We start from the raw sequence: 15,437 nt of genomic DNA, 5'->3' as shown, positions 1-15,437 counted from the left end.
TTCAGGCCGATTCGGCCTCGACGCGCGCGATGCCCGGCGTTTGCCGCGCGGCGAGCAGGCAGGCGGCGACGATCAGCACCACCCCCGCCAGCACGGTCAGCGTAGGCACCTCGGCAAAGACCAGCCAGCCCCAGATGCACGCCCACAGGAATGCACTGTATTCTAGGGGGATCAGGCGGCTCGCCGGCGCGCGGGCATAAGCGGACGAAAGTGCGATCTGCGATCCAACGGTAAGAGCTGCGGCGCTGGCGACCGCCAGCCAGCTGCTGAACGAACCGACGCTGCCCATCATCCAGGGGGCGAACGGCAGCAGCAGCGCCAGCACGAAGACATTCTGGAAAAAGGCCACCTCGATCGCGCCCGCCACCTGGGCCTGCCGCCGCTGCACCAGCAGGTTGAGAGCGAAGAGCGCGGCTGAAACCAGCACTGCGGCGGCCCCCCACAGCGCGTCGATCGAATAGGCGCCGCTGAACCGGCCGCTGAGGATGATCGCCACACCCGCAACGCCCAACAGCGCAGCGCCAATCTCGTTCGGCTGGACCTTCTCACCCAGCAGCACCGGCGCAAGCGCCAACGCGATGATCGGCGCGATGAACGAAAGGCCGATTACTTCCGCAAGCGGAAGCTTGGTGAGGCTCCAGAAAAACAGCCATGCCATCGGCGCGATCAACATGGCCCTGAGGATATGGAGCCGCATCACGGAGGCTGGCGGCCAGCGGTAGGGCGTTCTGGCCATCGCCGCTCCGCTCATCAGGGTCGCCAGCATGTTGCGCCAGAACAGCGCGGTGTAGGCCCCTGCCGCAAGTGAGGCGCCCTTCATCAAGACGTCCATCATGGAAAACATCGCCACGCCAGCCGCACAGAGCAGGATCGCGCGCGATCCACCGCGCATGGCGGAGGCCTCCCCGGTTCCTGCCGGGTTCACGCGCCTACTCCCGGCCGGTGAGCTATGATGCGCTCTATCAGCACGACGTCTTCAGGCTTGTCGGCATCGATGCAGGCCTCCGCCATCGGCATCGGCACGATGCGCGCGTTGACACCCAAGGCCCTGCCCGCGCGCGCGATGGCCTGATGCACCGACACCAGCCGCAACGCCGCACCGAGCAATAACGTCGGCCCGAACGCGCGCACGATCTTCCAGCCCTTTTTACGGTCCTGCTCGATCTCTCGCCATTTCTGTAGCGCGCGTTTGGCATTGGGTCCGCCGAGCCAGAACAGGTTCGCGCCCGACCATGCGCCACCGCGAAATTTGAGCCAGGTGCGCCGCGAGTGCGGATAGGCCGCCCTCAGCACGGCCCGCTCCACCATTGCGGCGGCGATGTCCGCCTCGCCCACGCCCGCCAGAAAGGCGTCGATCATGCGGTTATCGAGCAGCACATTGTCCGCCGTCGTCACCAGCGCGGGCAGGGCTTGCGGGCTTGCCTCCGCCCAATCGAGCAGCGACTGGCTGATCCCCGCGCCGCTGGCATGAAAGACGATATCCGGATGCTGAGACAGCCATTGCGTCTGCGCCGTGGCGGCCAGCGCCTCGGGCTGCTGGGCCATCAGCACCACGCGCCCGATGCGCGGGTGGCCCGTCAGCACGCGCGCGACATGGTCGATCATCGGCCGCCCGGCAATGGGCACCAGCGCCTTCAGCGGCACACCCGCCGCCTGCGCAAGCGGGTCTGCGCCCGGCCTGCTGCCTGCCAGCACGACGGCGGTAATAGTGTCGATTGTCACGCAGCGGAACTCCTCCGCCACCCCTTAGCCCGCGATAGGGAGTTGATAAAGCCGCGCGCGCATATTAGGCGCTGATTTCATGACCGAGACCGATATTCCCGCCACCGCGCCGCAGGGCGACACGCCGCCCGACCGACTTGCCGTCAACGCCAGCAGCCCCTATTTCAATATGGACGTGCTGAAGCGCGGCATCGGCATCCGCTTCAAGGACCGGGTGCGCACCGATGTCGAGGAATATTGCATTTCGGAGGGGTGGATCAGGGTCGCCGCCGGAAAAGCGCGGGACAGGCACGGAAATCCGCTGACGATCAAGCTTTCCGGCCCGGTCGAGGCCTGGTTCGAGGACGTCAAGCAGGGCTGACCCGCCCGTCTGCCACATGCAGGCGGCTGGCCGCGCCGATCCCGTCAAACAGCGCAGATTCGGTGCCGGTCATCCAGATCTGGCTGCCGGTATCCGCAAGCCGAACGAACAAGGCGAGACGGCGGGCAGGGTCTAGATGCGCCGCCACTTCATCGAGCAGCAGCACCGGCGGCCTCCCCTGTTCGTGCCCTACCAGCGCGGCATGGCCGAGGATGATCGACAACAGCAAGGCCTTCTGCTCTCCGGTGGAACATAGACCTGCGGCCTGATGCTTCTCCGCATGGGTGACGATGAGGTCTGACCGGTGCGGGCCAGCGAGCGTGCGCCCGGCGGCGGCGTCTCGGCGGCGGCCCTCGCGCAGCACGGCGTCGAGCGGCCGCGCATCCCCCTCCCATCCGGACAGCGCCAGTTCCGGCCGCGCGAAAACGCCGTCAGGCCGCGCAGCCAGCGCGTCTTGCAGGCGCGCCACCAGCCCGGCCCTCGCGGCCTGCATCGCCGCGCCATGCTCGGCCATCTGCGCCTCCAGCGCGCCGAGCCATCGCTCGTCCCAACCTCGCCCCCGATCGGCCAGCAGCTTGTTGCGAGCGCGCATTGCCGCCTCATAGCGGGTGGTGTGAACGGCATGGGCGGGATCGAGCGCCAGCGTCAACCGGTCGAGAAAGCGGCGGCGCTCGCCTGCGCTGTCCATGAACAGCCGGTCCATCGCGGGCGTGAGCCACACGACCGCGAGATATTCCGCAAGGGCGGACGCGGGCTGAACCGCGCCGCCGATGCGCACCTGTCGCCTGTCCGGCGCTTGCGGAAATGTACCCGCGCCCAGCGTCACGCCATCGACCTGCGCCGCTACGCCAAAGCCGCCCGGCCCGCCCTGCCGCGCCATGCGGGACAGCGGCGCCCCCCTCAGCCCGCGCCCCGGCACCAGCAGTGACACCGCCTCCAATATGTTGGTCTTGCCCGCGCCATTATCCCCCGTGAGCAGCACGAACGGCGCGGTGGGCACGATCAGCGCGTCTTCATGATTGCGGAAATCGCGCAGGGTCAGGCGGGAGAGCACCCTCGCCCGCGCTACCAGCTGCCGAAGCCGGGCACCTCGCCCCGGGCGCCTGGGTCTGCGCGACGCGGGCGCTTCCAGCCGATCGCCGGGCGCTTGCGCAGCCGCAACGTCGGCCAGTGCCGACCCTGCGTGTCGCCTGCCTCCAGCCGGTCCACCAGCCGCAATCCCTCGGCGCGATAGGCGCGGATGACGGAGTCTGCCTGCTCATCGAGTAACCCGGCGAGAATCAACGTGCCGCCGTCCGCCAGGATGGCGCTCAGTGAAGGCGCGAGCTCGATCAACGGCCCGGCGAGGATATTGGCGATCACCAGCTGATAGGGCGCCCGTGCCTGTATCAGCGGATGATCCGCCCCCGCCGCGACGCACAGCGCGAGCGCGCCCCGACCCTGGCCGAGGCGCACGTCGTTGCGCCCCGCATTATGGGCGCTGACTTCGACCGCCGCCGGGTCGATGTCGGACGCGGTGACGATCGCCTGCGGCCACAGGCGCAGTGCGGCGAAGGCAAGAAGCCCTGTGCCCGTCCCGATATCGGCGATGGTGCCGAACCGTTCGCCGATCCGGCGGCAGCGGTCGAGCATCGCAAGGCAGCCGCTCGTCGTCTGATGCTGGCCGGTGCCGAAGGCGCGCCCGGCCGGGATCAGCAGCGGCGTCAAGCCATCCGGCACCGTGTCCTCTGCGCGATTGCGCACGTGGAAGCGGCCGGAAACCACCGGCTCCATTCCCTCCTGGCTCAGGGACACCCAATCCTCGTCCGGCAATTTTTCCAGCTGCGGCTTGGCCTTGGCGGCGCTTGGCAGCATCGCCTGCACCAGCGCGATGGTCTTGCGCGAGGGTTTCCCCTCGAAATAGGCGTGGAGCTGCCAGCTCAGCGGATCATCCTCTTCCGCTTCGCTCGTCATCAGTGCAGGCGGCGGATCCAGCAGCGCGAGCGCGCCCATATCATCCGTGATGGCTTCTGCCTCCGCACGGGTGCAGGGGAGGGTCAATTTCCAGCTCTCTGCCATGGCTTGAGCGCATTCCACGCCTGATCCGGCCCGTCAAGCTTTCGCCGACACTCTTTGCCTAGGGAAATCGCGACAAGGCGGGTGGACGCTTGCCGAGGCATCTCCTATATTTCCACTGTATCGCACCCCGACAGCCCCGGGCCTTTTTATAGCAAGAGTTACAGAAATTTATGCCGCACAGTCTTCCCTATCGCCCCTGTGTGGGGATGATGGTCGTCAATATGGATGGTCTGGTTTTCGTCGGCCAGCGGCTCGATAGCAAGGTCGAGGCGTGGCAGATGCCGCAGGGCGGTATCGACGAAGGCGAAGACGCCCGAGCGACCGCCTATCGAGAGCTGGCGGAAGAGACCGGGATCGTCCCCGATCTCGTCAGCATCATCGCGCAGAGCAAGGAAGACCATTATTACGACCTGCCCGACGAGCTGATCGGCCAGATCTGGGGCGGCAAATATCGCGGCCAGCGCCAGACCTGGTTTCTGATGCGCTTTCACGGTACGGACGGTGACGTGAACATCGCGACCAAGCATCAGGAGTTTCGTGACTGGAACTGGGTGAAGCCCGAGGATCTGCCGGAGCTGATCGTGCCGTTCAAGAAGAAGCTCTACCGCGACATTCTGGCCGAGTTCGCGCACCTGATCTGATTTTTTACCTCATCATCAAGGAAAGTCTCCATGAGCCTGATCGACGATCGTCTGACCGAGCTGGGTATCACGCTGCCCCCCGCTCCCGCCCCCGCCGCCAATTATGTGCCTGCGGTGCGGAGCGGCAATCTCGTCGTGATCGCGGGCCAGGTCTGCTTTGGCGCGGATGGGACTCTGGCGGGCCGCCACAAGGGCAAGCTGGGCGCCAATGTTTCCGATGAAGCGGGCAAGGAGGCGGCGCGGCTCTGCGGCCTTAATGTCATCGCGCAGCTCAAGGCAATTGTGGGTGATCTGGACAAGGTCACGCGCTGCGTGCGCCTCGGCGGCTTCATCAATGCCGCGCCCGATTATGCGCCGTTGCCCGCGATCATGAACGGCGCGTCGGACCTGATGGTCGAAGTCTTCGGCGAGGCCGGCCGCCACGCGCGGTCCACCGTCGGCGTCGCGGTGCTGCCGTTCGATTGCGCGGTCGAAGTCGAGGCGATGTTCGAAGTGGCCTGATCAGCCGTCGGTCACCCCACTGCGTGCGCTGATCACCTGCGCGGCGACGAGATCGCCCACGACGTTCAGGGTCGTGCGGCACATGTCGAGCAGCCGATCCACGCCCAGCACCAGCCCGATGCCTTCGGGCGGCACGCCGATCGTCCCCAAGATCAGCGCGATCACCGGCAAGGATCCTGCGGGAACACCTGCCGTGCCGATCCCGCCCAAGATGCAGATCAGCATCACGGTCAGCTGCTGGCCGAGGGTCAGATCGACACTGAAAAACTGCGCGAGGAAGATGACCGTAACGCCTTCGAACATCGCCGTGCCGTTCTGATTGGCGGTGGCGCCGATCGTCAGCACGAAGCGCGCGATCGGGCGGGGTAGTTTAAGCTTTTCGTCCGCCACCCGGAGCGAGGTGGGCAAAGTGGCGTTGGAGGAGGCGGTTGCGAACGCCATCACGCTTGCCTCCTGCGTCTCACGAAAGAAGGCAAGCGGACTCTTGCGCCCGAGCAGCGCCAGTAACGCCGGAAACACCCCGAACATTTGTAGCGAGAGCGCCAACAACACCACGCCGACATAGGCGGAGAGCCGCACGATCAGATCCCACCCGAACAAGGCGGCGAGGTTGAACATGAAACAGAAGATGGCGAGCGGCGCCATGCGGATCACAATGCCGATCAGCCGCATCGCGATCTCGAACAGGCCCTCTATGCCCGACTTCAACACTGCGGTGCGCTCGGGATCGGTGACGAGGAAGCCGATTCCGAACATCAGCGCGAAGAACATCACGGCAAGGATATCGTTCTCGCTCATCGCGTGGATGAAGTTGCTGGGGACGATCTCGACCAGCGCCTGGACGCCGGTCTTGGCTTCTCCCGCATGCTCAACGATGGATCGGGCATTGTCACCCGATGTGGCGAGGAGCGCCTGCGCGGTTTGCGGGTCGACGCCCGCGCCAGGTTGCAACAGGTTGACGACGGCAAGGCTGATCGCAACCGAGATGGCCGAGACGAAGACCGTGTAGACCAGCGTGCGCACGCCGACAGACCGCAGCGCACGCATCTGCTGCATCTCTGCCACGCCCACGATCAGCGCCGAGACCAGCAGGGGAATGACCAGCATGAAGAGCAGCCGCAGGAAGATCTGGCCGATGGGACCGGTGATGTTCGCGGCTGTCCAGCTGATCCATGGCGCCCCGTCCGCCAAGCTGTAGGCCACCAGGCCAGCGACGAGACCGCCTGCAAAACCGGCGAACATCCAATATTGTAGCCTGTTCTCGGCTCTCTCGGGGTTTTCGCTGTCGGCCATCTTCCCCGGCTCCCTGAAATACCTAGTGTGCGATAAAGAAGTATTATTTTAGTGAGGGCTAAACAATCTCACTCAGCCCGGAAAAGCCCCCGCAAACAAGGTTTTGCTGATAGGGCGACGGTCGCTCGGCACTTCGCGGGCGCGGAGCGGCTCCGGGAGATCCGTTGCATCGCCTTGATAGCCCAGCGCGATCGCGGCTTCCACACGAAAATCTTCGGGTAGATTGACGGCCTTGGCCGCAGCATCGAAATCGACCCCCGTCATGCCATGGGTGATGAGGCCCATGCTGTGTGCCTGCAAGGCCATGGCCATCCACGCGGCGCCTGAGTCAAAGCTGTGACTATGGGAGGGACCACGCTTTCCGTAGGCCTCTAAAATTGTATCGGAAACTACGAAAATCAACGCGGAGGCGTTCGCGGCCCAGAGCTGATTGCCGGGCACCAGCGCGGCCAGAAAGGCCTCCCAGTGTGCGTCGCCATTGAGGGCATAGACGAAGCGCCACGGCTGGTAGTTCATGCTCGAAGGCGCCCAGCGCGCCGCCTCTACCACTGTCTTGAGCGTTTCCTCACCAATGGGCTTGCGTGCAAACGCCCGGGGGGACCAGCGATCGAGAAACATGGGAAGAACAGGGTAAGCGGCTTCGCGTTGGGTCAATGGCTTTCCTCGGTTGGGGTATGATGACATGAGGCGCGACGCGCGAGCATCGCGGCAGCAATCACGGTATCAAATCGCGTCGCCGGAAAGACGCTGGCACAGCATATCGAGCTGATCGAGCGTCGAATAGCGCAGCGTCAGCGCGCCGCCTCCACCCACCGCATGATCGATCGACACCTTCACGCCGATCAGGTCAGCCAGATGCTGCTCCAGCGCAACGATATCCGCATCGCGCGCACCGTTCTCCGCACCAGCGCGAAGCTTTTTCGGTGCGGCCTCGCCTTTTGCCTCCCGGCCCTTGGCTTGCTGCGCCAGCTTTTCCACCTGCCGCACCGAAAGCCCGCGCTCGATGATCTGGCGTGCGAGCTGCGCCGCGCCCTCAACGCCGATCAACGCGCGGGCATGGCCCATGCCCAGCTGGCCGCCCCGCACAGCTTCCAGCACAGAGGCCGGAAGGTCGAGCAGACGCATCAGGTTCGCGACATGACTGCGAGATTTGCCCACCAGCTTGCCCAAGGCTTCCTGGCTATGCCCGAATTGCGCGATCAGCCGCGAACATGCCTCCGCTTCCTCGACCGGATTGAGATCCTGCCGCTGGATGTTCTCGATCAGCGCTATTTCCAGCGTCTCCGCATCCGAAAGCGGGCGGATGATCGCCGGGATCTGGTGGAGACGCGCCCGCTGCGCCGCGCGCCAGCGCCGTTCCCCTGCCACCAGCTGGTAACGCCCCGGTTCCATTTCCCGGACGAGGATGGGCTGGATCACGCCGCGCTGGGCGATGCTGTCCGTCAACTCCTGCAGGGCAGCTTCGTCAAAACTGCGGCGCGGCTGATCAGGGTGTGGAGAAATGGCTGAAATATCAAGATGATGAACGACACGACCCGCCGGAGCGGCACCGCCGCCCTCCGCGCGCGCGGCGTTTGCCGGCTCCTCCCCATGCGCCTCGCCCAGCAAGGCCGAAAGTCCGCGCCCCAACCCACGCGGGCGGCTCAAAGCCTTCGCCTTCTCACCGCCAGCACCGTTATCCGCCATCAGGCTCGCCCCTCCTTCTCCGCTCATGCCGCCATCTCCGGCCGGGGCTCGGGCTGCGGCAGACGCCCGATCAACTCTCGTGCAAGCTGCATATAGGCCTCTGACCCTGAACAGCGATGGTCATAGATCAGCGCGGGCAGCCCATGGCTCGGCGCTTCGGAAAGCCGGACGTTGCGTGGGATCACGGTGTCGAACACCAACGTGCCAAGGCAGGCACGCACATCGTCCGCCACCTGATCGGTCAGGCGGTTGCGCCGGTCATACATGGTGAGCGCCACACCCATGATCGAGAGATCGGGGTTGAAGCGGCCGCGAATACGCTCCACCGTGGTGAGCAGCTGCGACAGGCCTTCCAGCGCGAAAAACTCGCACTGCAGCGGCACCAGCAGCGATTGCGCGGCGACCAGCGCATTCACGGTGAGCAGACCGAGCGAGGGGGGGCAATCAATCAAGCAGATGTCCCACTGCGCTGCGGCGGAGTCCAAGGCGTTCTTGAGCCGATGCGTGCGCTCGGCCACGTCAATCAATTCGATTTCGGCCCCGGAAAGATCCTGCGTCGCCGTGATGATATCCAGCTTGGGCACGCGGCTGTGCAACACTGCCTCGGCCAGACTTGCCTCGCCCATGAGCAGGTCATAGCTGGAATATTCGCGCGAGGAGTGGCTGATACCAAGGCCGGTCGACGCATTGCCCTGCGGATCAAGGTCGATCAGCAGCGTGCGCAGCCCGGTGGCGGCAAGAGCGGTCGCCAGATTGATTGCGGTCGTCGTCTTGCCGACCCCGCCCTTCTGGTTGGCGATTGCGATACGGATCATGCTCTGCCGCCTGCCTTTCCGGTTTTTGCGCCACGGCGCTGCATTTGCACGTGGCGGAGCCTGAGTATCGCGCTGTCCCGCGCGGTAACGCTCGGCTCTGCGCTCGCCTCACAATGCCATAGCCTCTGTGCGATGGCCAACTCATTCTGATGGTTTTGCCCCTTCGGCAGCAACCAAGTTGTGGAAAAGTTCGCGAGATGCAGCGCAGACGGGATCAGCCGCTCCATCGGGGCATAGGCCCGCGCGCTGATGACCGTGGCCGGAACAGGGGTTTCCGCTCGCTCGGTCTTGCCGCAGAATATGCGCGCGTTCGCCAGATTGAGCGCTGCAACCACCGCTTCCAGAAACTCCGCACGTTTGCGCCGCATCTCAATCATTGTCACCTGATAGCCCGAGAGGATAGCGATGACGATGCCCGGCAGGCCTGCGCCAGACCCGAGGTCGATCCACTTTGCTTCCGGTTGCGCTTGGGGCGCATGCAGCAAAAGCTGGGCGCTATCGACGATATGGCGCGCCCAAACATGCGCGCGCGTCGATTCTGCGATCAGGTTCTGGCGCTCTCCTTCATCCAGCAGCAGGCTGACATAGCCTTCCAGCCTGGCTTTTGTTTCACGTGAAACATCGAACTGGGTCTGGAGCCAGACTTTCGCCTCGTCCTCGCTCATGCAGCGCGCCTGGCCTTGAGATGCACCATGATCGCCGCCAGCGCTGCCGGCGTGATGCCGCCCACACGGCCCGCTGCAGCCAGGGTTTCCGGTTGAGCTGCCGCCAGGCGCTCGCGCATCTCCAGCGACAATCCCCCTACCCCTTCATAGTCGAACTGCTCGGGGATGCGGATCGCCTCGTGTTTGCGCAGCTCTGCAATGTCGGCGTCCTGCCGTTGCAGATAGGGTGCATAACGCGCGTCCTCGAGAATCTCGGCGCGCAGCTCTTCATCCGCATCGGCCAGCAACGGCGACAGAGAGGCAACAACCTCGGCCAGTTCCGGGAAGCGCGCCCATTCGTAGAGCGACCGGCGCGCGCCATCCTGACGCACGTCGCCTCCGGCTTTGCCGATCTGTGCCGAGCTGTGAACGGCTTCCATTTCAGCTAAGATCGCGGCACGTGTCTCTTCCCGTCGTTCGAACCAACGTCGGCGTGCGTCTGCCACGAGGCCCAGCTTTACGCCGTGCCCCGTCAACCGCGAAGAAGCATTGTCGGCACGCAGCCGCAAGCGATATTCCGCACGCGCCGTCAGCATCCGATAGGGCTCGGTCACCCCATGCAGGATGAGGTCGTCTATCATCACACCGATGTAGCTCTCGGCCCGATCCAACAGGAGCGGCTCCAGCCCCAATGCGAACGCCGCCGCGTTTGCGCCTGCCACCAGTCCCTGCGCTGCCGCCTCCTCATAGCCGGTCGTGCCGTTGATCTGACCAGCGCAGAACAATCCGGGTAGCGCAGCAAGACCCAGCTCGCGGTTGAGCGCACGCGGATCAACATAGTCATATTCGACCGCATAGCCCGGCACGGTCATCTCCACCCGCTCGAGCCCCTGCATGGATCGCACCATATCAAGCTGAACGTCCACGGGCAGCGATGTGCTGATCCCGTTGGGATAGACCAAGTGGGTGGAAAGACCCTCCGGCTCCAGGAAAATCTGGTGCCCGTCGCGGTCTCCGAAGCGATGGATCTTATCTTCGATGGACGGGCAGTAGCGTGGACCACGCCCCTCGATTGCGCCACTGAACAAGGGTGAGCGATCAAGACCTGCCCGAATGACGTCATGCGTTCGGGCATTGGTCCGCGTGATGGCACAGGCAAGTTGTGGATTGCGGCGGACGGGTGTCAGCGCGCTCATAGTCCACCCGTCGTTGTCGGACGGTTGCGCCTGCAGCACTGACCAGTCGATGGTACGGCCATCCAGCCGAGGCGGCGTCCCGGTCTTGAGGCGCCCCAGCGGAAGACCCAGGGCGCGCAACCGCAGACCGAGCTGAGTCGCCGCGCGCTCCTCGACCCGCCCCCCGACAAAACTCTCTTCGCCGCGAAACAGCTTCCCGCCGAGAAACGTCCCGGTTGCCAGCACCACAGCGCGCGCGCGGATGAGGCTGCCGTCTGCCAAAGTTGCGCCAGACAACTTTCCCTGCTCAACCAGCAGGTCGGCGACCTCAGACGCAATGACGGTGAGACCCGCCTGCGCCGCAATCTGCCTTTGCACCGAGGCGCGAAACAGCGCGCGATCGGCCTGGACGCGAGGCCCCTGCACCGCCCTTCCCTTACTCTGGTTGAGCATGCGGTGGTGAATCGCGGCATCATCGGACGCGCGGGCGATTATACCATCAAGCGCGTCGACCTCTCGCACGAGATGGCCTTTACCCAGCCCGCCGATGGCCGGGTTGCAGGACATTGCGCCTATTTGGGTCTCATCGAACGTGATCAGAGCGGTCCGCGCGCCACGCCGCGCCGCAGCCGCAGCCGCCTCTGTGCCCGCGTGGCCACCGCCTACAATAATGACATCGAAATCCATGGCGCGGCTATAAGCGAGCGCAGATGCGCGGTCAAAGGGTGCGCGATGACTGTTTCACGTGGAACATCATTTGCCGATGCAGAAGCGGCCGAACAGCGCATCGAGCATGTCCTCCACCCCGGCCCTGCCGCTCAGACGATCCATTGCCAGACGGGCTGTGCGCAGATGCTCGGCAACCACCAGAAGATCACCCTCACCTTCACAAGCGCGCAACGCATCACGCATATCCGCTACGCCCTCGCGCTGCCTCCTGTGTAGCGCCACCTCGCCCTCCGCAGGCAGCAATAGCCGAGCGCGATCGATGAGGGTGGCAACCAGGCGGTCCATGTTCTCACCGGTGTGTGCTGACACTGACAGTTCACACCCCCTCGGCATCGCCCAGCCGGGCCGATCCATCTGCGTCGCCAGGCGGAGCGCGTCTGCCCGCAGGCTATCCGATGGCTCCCCGAGCCACAGCACTATGTCTGCCAAATCAATAGCTTGTCGCGCACGATCAATGCCTATTGCTTCGATCGCATCATCCGTCTGCTCCGCCAAGCCTGCGGTATCGGTGAGGACAAACGCGATGCCACCCAGCTCCACTGGCGCCTCGATCCGGTCGCGCGTCGTCCCGGCGATGTCGGACACGATCGCCGCCTCCCGCCCCAACAGCGCGTTCAACAGCGTGGACTTGCCGGAATTGGGCGGCCCGGCAAGAACAACGCGCACGCCGTCGCGCAATCGCTCCGCAGGAGCCACGGCGAGTTGACGATCCATCTCCACCGCCAGCGCGGCAATGCTCTCGCTCAACACTGTTTCCGCCCCGGCGCCGGGCACGTCGTCCTCGTCCGAAAAATCGAGCAGCGACTCGGCGAGCGCGGCGCAGTTGAGCAATTGCGCCCGCCATTGATCGAGCCGACGCGAGAAATGACCGTCCGCCATCAACAGTGCCGCGCGGCGCTGGCTCTCGGTTTCTGCGGCGAGCAGGTCGGCCAGCCCTTCCGCCTCGTTGAGGTCGATGCGCCCGTTCTCGAATGCGCGGCGCGTGAATTCTCCAACAGTGGCCTCCCGCAGGCGAAGTGCGGGCTGTGCCTCCGCCAGACGCGCGAGCGCACCCAGCACCGCGCGCACCACCGCCTGCCCGCCGTGGCAATGCCACTCGGCCATGCCCTCGCCAGTGACGCTGCCCGGCGCGGGGAACAGCATAACCAATACCTCATCCAGCAGCGCGCCTGTTTCGGGATCATGCAGGGCGCGCAGGTGCGCGGTGCGCGGACGAAGCGCATCGGCTCTGGCAACGAAGCAGCCGGTCACATCCCGCGCATGTGGCCCCGACAGCCGGATAACGGCTATCCCCGCAGGCGGTCGCCCGCTCGAAAGCGCATAGATGGTGTCTGTCATGCCGCCCCCGGTCGCCTTGACACGTTCAGACGATCTCGCACCAAGGAAACCACCGTGGAAATAGGTTCAGCCTTTGGACGAACCGCCCTTGCTGCTGCCAAGGCCGCCGCTTGCCAGCCCAATGTCCATCATCTGGGAAAACAGCTTCATGCTCGCGTCCCCCATCGGCGCGAAGGCACCCAGCATCTTGCCCATCTGTTCGATGCTGCCCGCGCCGTCCATGGCGGACAACATGGTTTCCACATATTTTTCGTGCACAGGCGAGAGATCCGGCAGGCCCAGAAAGCTGCGTGCTTCCTCGGGGGTGCAATCACAGTTGACGGTGAACTTCATCGGCGGGGTTCCTGGTATAGAAGCGAAGAGCCACCGCAAAGTGGCTCCGCGCTAGAACAAGGTCAAGAGGCCGACATTGTGATCGACAAAGCCCTCATACACCATCTTTACTGCAACATAGAGGATGACGATGAGGCCGAGATAGGCGATCCAGCGATAGCGCTCGATATATTTCGCAATTACATTCGCTGCCACGCCCATCAGCGCGACCGACAGAATAAGGCCGATGATGAGGATGCCCGGATGATCCTTGGCCGCGCCGGCCACCGCCAGCACATTGTCGAGACTCATCGATACATCCGCCACCGCCACCGCCCATGCGGCGCCGGCAAAGCTCTTGGCGGGCCGCAGCCCGCTATGCTCGTCGCCCATCATTTCCGGCGACCCCGCGCTTTCGCCCGTGTGGCGGAGCTCGCGCCACATCTTCCAGCTTACCCACAGCAGCAGCAAGCCACCAGCGAGGATGAGGCCGACAATCTGCAACAACTGGCTGACTATCAAGGCAAATCCGATGCGCAGCACCAGCGCCGCGATAATGCCTATCAGGATCACGCGCTTGCGCTGTTCGGCCGGAAGGCCTGCCGCCAAAGCGCCGACGACGATCGCGTTGTCCCCCGCCAGCACCAAATCGATCATCAGCACCTGCGCAAAGGCGGCGAGCGCGGCAGGTGAGCCGATATTGGAAAAGTCGCTGACGATATGCGCCCATATCTCCGCGGGCGAACCAAGAGACGGCGCAGCGGCAGCTGCAGCGGAGAGAATTTCGATCATGTCAGGGTAACGCTCTTTCCGGCTTACTGGTTCATGGAGTCGAAAAAGTCTTCATTGGTTTTGGAATCCTTCATCTTGTCGAGCAGGAATTCCATCGCGTCGATCGTGCCCATCTGCATGAGGATGCGGCGCAGCACCCACATCTTGCTGAGGATGCCCTTCTCGACCAGCAGTTCCTCCTTGCGGGTGCCGCTCTTGCCCACATCCAGCGCCGGGAAAATGCGCTTGTCGGCCACCTTGCGGTCGAGCACGATTTCGCTGTTGCCGGTGCCCTTGAACTCCTCAAAGATCACCTCGTCCATGCGGCTGCCGGTGTCGATCAGCGCGGTGGCGATGATGGAGAGCGAACCGCCTTCCTCGATGTTGCGCGCGGCGCCGAAGAAGCGCTTTGGCCGCTGGAGCGCATTGGCATCGACACCGCCGGTCAGCACCTTGCCGGAGCTGGGCACGACCGTGTTGTAAGCGCGGCCCAAGCGGGTGATCGAGTCGAGCAGGATGACGACATCCTTCTTGTGCTCGACGAGGCGCTTCGCCTTTTCTATAACCATTTCAGCAACTTGTACGTGGCGCGCGGCGGGTTCGTCAAAGGTGGAGGAAACGACCTCACCCTTCACGCTGCGCTGCATGTCGGTGACTTCCTCCGGCCGCTCGTCGATCAGCAGTACGATCAGGAACACTTCCGGGTGATTGTCGGTGATCGCCTTGGCAATGTTCTGAAGCAGCACGGTCTTACCCGTGCGCGGCGGCGCGACGATCAGTGCGCGCTGGCCCTTGCCCTGGGGCGAGATGATGTCGATGACCCGGGCTGACTTGTCCTTGACCGTCGGATCAAGCGTATCGAGCCGCAGCTTCTCGGTAGGGTACAGCGGTGTGAGGTTATCGAAGTTGACCCGGTGACGCACCACATCAGGGTCGTCGAAGTTGACGGAGATCAGCCGTGTCAGCGCGAAATAGCGCTCGCCATCCTTGGGCGCGCGGATTTCGCCTTCCACCGTATCGCCGGTACGCAGACCATGTTTGCGCACCTGATTGGGCGAAACATAAATATCGTCCGGCCCGGCCAGATAGTTCGCCTCTGGGCTGCGCAGAAAACCGAACCCGTCCGGCAGCACCTCGATCGTGCCGACACCCATGATCTGCTCGCCATTTTCTGCCTCGGCCTTGAGGATGGCGAACAGCAGATCCTGCTTGCGCAGAGTGGAGGCACCCTCGACCCCGAGCTCTTCGGCCATGGTGACGAGATCCGCGGGTGGGGTTTTCTTGAGTTCTTTCAGGTGCATCGGTGTGTCCGAACAGGGGAGATGTCTATGAGAAGTGCCGGTTTTCCGGCCGTGAGGAGGAAGGCAGGGGACGAACCGCACAATGCCTTT

17 protein-coding genes are annotated in these 15,437 nt (G+C 64.3%); 3 read left to right on the top strand and 14 right to left on the bottom strand.

From position 1 onward, the window contains the following. Position 1: 1 nt before the first annotated feature. The gene (locus OOT33_RS09230; protein WP_307749734.1) at positions 2–925 is read right to left on the bottom strand and encodes an EamA family transporter; all 924 of its coding nucleotides are present in this window, start codon (positions 923–925) and stop codon (positions 2–4) included. Beyond that, positions 922–1,722, bottom strand: coding sequence for an NTP transferase domain-containing protein (locus OOT33_RS09225; RefSeq protein ID WP_307749733.1), 801 nt, complete (start codon positions 1,720–1,722; stop codon positions 922–924). The genes OOT33_RS09230 and OOT33_RS09225 overlap by 4 nt, the downstream gene beginning before the upstream one ends. Before the next feature lie 79 nt (positions 1,723–1,801). On the opposite strand from OOT33_RS09225, the gene OOT33_RS09220 reads away from it, so the two are divergent. Then, on the top strand, positions 1,802–2,083 hold the full coding sequence (locus OOT33_RS09220; protein ID WP_307749732.1) for a DUF3297 family protein: 282 nt from the start codon (positions 1,802–1,804) through the stop codon (positions 2,081–2,083). Here OOT33_RS09220 and recF read toward each other — a convergent pair. Both recF and OOT33_RS09210 read right to left on the bottom strand, forming a co-directional pair. Further along, positions 2,070–3,137 (bottom strand): DNA replication/repair protein RecF, encoded by a 1,068-nt coding sequence (gene recF / locus OOT33_RS09215; RefSeq protein WP_307749731.1) that lies wholly within the window; start codon positions 3,135–3,137, stop codon positions 2,070–2,072. The two genes, OOT33_RS09220 and recF, sit on opposite strands and share 14 nt — an antisense overlap. 11 nt (positions 3,138–3,148) lie before the next feature. Then, complete coding sequence (locus OOT33_RS09210) at positions 3,149–4,159, bottom strand: 50S ribosomal protein L11 methyltransferase (protein ID WP_307749730.1); 1,011 nt, start codon at positions 4,157–4,159, stop codon at positions 3,149–3,151. Between the two features lie 152 nt (positions 4,160–4,311). Here OOT33_RS09210 and OOT33_RS09205 point away from each other — a divergent pair, with 152 nt between their 5' ends. Next, positions 4,312–4,782, top strand: a complete 471-nt coding sequence (locus tag OOT33_RS09205; RefSeq protein ID WP_307749729.1) for an RNA pyrophosphohydrolase — start codon at positions 4,312–4,314, stop codon at positions 4,780–4,782. 30 nt (positions 4,783–4,812) lie between these two features. Beyond that, positions 4,813–5,283: an Atu1372/SO_1960 family protein gene (locus tag OOT33_RS09200; RefSeq protein WP_307749728.1), complete on the top strand. Its 471-nt coding sequence runs from the start codon at positions 4,813–4,815 to the stop codon at positions 5,281–5,283. On the opposite strand, the gene OOT33_RS09195 is transcribed toward OOT33_RS09200, so the two are convergent. The 10 genes from OOT33_RS09195 to rho form a co-directional block, all read right to left on the bottom strand. Continuing rightward, positions 5,284–6,576 carry a cation:dicarboxylate symporter family transporter gene (locus tag OOT33_RS09195; protein WP_307749727.1) on the bottom strand — a complete coding sequence of 431 codons (1,293 nt, stop codon included), beginning with the start codon at positions 6,574–6,576 and terminating at the stop codon, positions 5,284–5,286. 72 nt (positions 6,577–6,648) lie between these two features. Further along, the gene (locus OOT33_RS09190; protein WP_373690540.1) at positions 6,649–7,230 is read right to left on the bottom strand and encodes a nitroreductase family protein; all 582 of its coding nucleotides are present in this window, start codon (positions 7,228–7,230) and stop codon (positions 6,649–6,651) included. Positions 7,231–7,299: 69 nt separating this feature from the next. Further along, a complete protein-coding gene (locus tag OOT33_RS09185; RefSeq protein ID WP_373690539.1) occupies positions 7,300–8,289 on the bottom strand; it encodes a ParB/RepB/Spo0J family partition protein in 990 nt (329 codons plus the stop codon). Beyond that, positions 8,286–9,077, bottom strand: a complete 792-nt coding sequence (locus OOT33_RS09180; RefSeq protein WP_307749726.1) for an AAA family ATPase — start codon at positions 9,075–9,077, stop codon at positions 8,286–8,288. The genes OOT33_RS09185 and OOT33_RS09180 overlap by 4 nt, the downstream gene beginning before the upstream one ends. After that, the gene (gene rsmG / locus OOT33_RS09175) at positions 9,074–9,742 is read right to left on the bottom strand and encodes a 16S rRNA (guanine(527)-N(7))-methyltransferase RsmG (RefSeq protein WP_307749725.1); all 669 of its coding nucleotides are present in this window, start codon (positions 9,740–9,742) and stop codon (positions 9,074–9,076) included. The genes OOT33_RS09180 and rsmG overlap by 4 nt, the downstream gene beginning before the upstream one ends. Continuing rightward, the gene (mnmG, locus tag OOT33_RS09170; RefSeq protein ID WP_307749723.1) at positions 9,739–11,583 is read right to left on the bottom strand and encodes a tRNA uridine-5-carboxymethylaminomethyl(34) synthesis enzyme MnmG; all 1,845 of its coding nucleotides are present in this window, start codon (positions 11,581–11,583) and stop codon (positions 9,739–9,741) included. The genes rsmG and mnmG overlap by 4 nt, the downstream gene beginning before the upstream one ends. A gap of 66 nt (positions 11,584–11,649) precedes the next feature. Continuing rightward, the gene (mnmE, locus tag OOT33_RS09165) at positions 11,650–12,963 is read right to left on the bottom strand and encodes a tRNA uridine-5-carboxymethylaminomethyl(34) synthesis GTPase MnmE (RefSeq protein WP_307749722.1); all 1,314 of its coding nucleotides are present in this window, start codon (positions 12,961–12,963) and stop codon (positions 11,650–11,652) included. Between the two features lie 66 nt (positions 12,964–13,029). Continuing rightward, positions 13,030–13,296 (bottom strand): DUF6489 family protein, encoded by a 267-nt coding sequence (locus OOT33_RS09160; RefSeq protein ID WP_307749721.1) that lies wholly within the window; start codon positions 13,294–13,296, stop codon positions 13,030–13,032. Between the two features lie 51 nt (positions 13,297–13,347). Further along, the gene (locus OOT33_RS09155) at positions 13,348–14,067 is read right to left on the bottom strand and encodes a YjbE family putative metal transport protein (protein WP_307749720.1); all 720 of its coding nucleotides are present in this window, start codon (positions 14,065–14,067) and stop codon (positions 13,348–13,350) included. Between the two features lie 23 nt (positions 14,068–14,090). Then, positions 14,091–15,347, bottom strand: coding sequence for a transcription termination factor Rho (gene rho, locus OOT33_RS09150; protein WP_307749719.1), 1,257 nt, complete (start codon positions 15,345–15,347; stop codon positions 14,091–14,093). Between the last annotated feature and the right edge of the window lie 90 nt (positions 15,348–15,437).

The sequence above is a fragment of the Sphingobium sp. DEHP117 genome (assembly GCF_030867385.1).
Taxonomy (GTDB): Bacteria; Pseudomonadota; Alphaproteobacteria; order Sphingomonadales; family Sphingomonadaceae; genus Sphingobium.
This window is presented reverse-complemented; position numbering and strand designations above follow the sequence as displayed.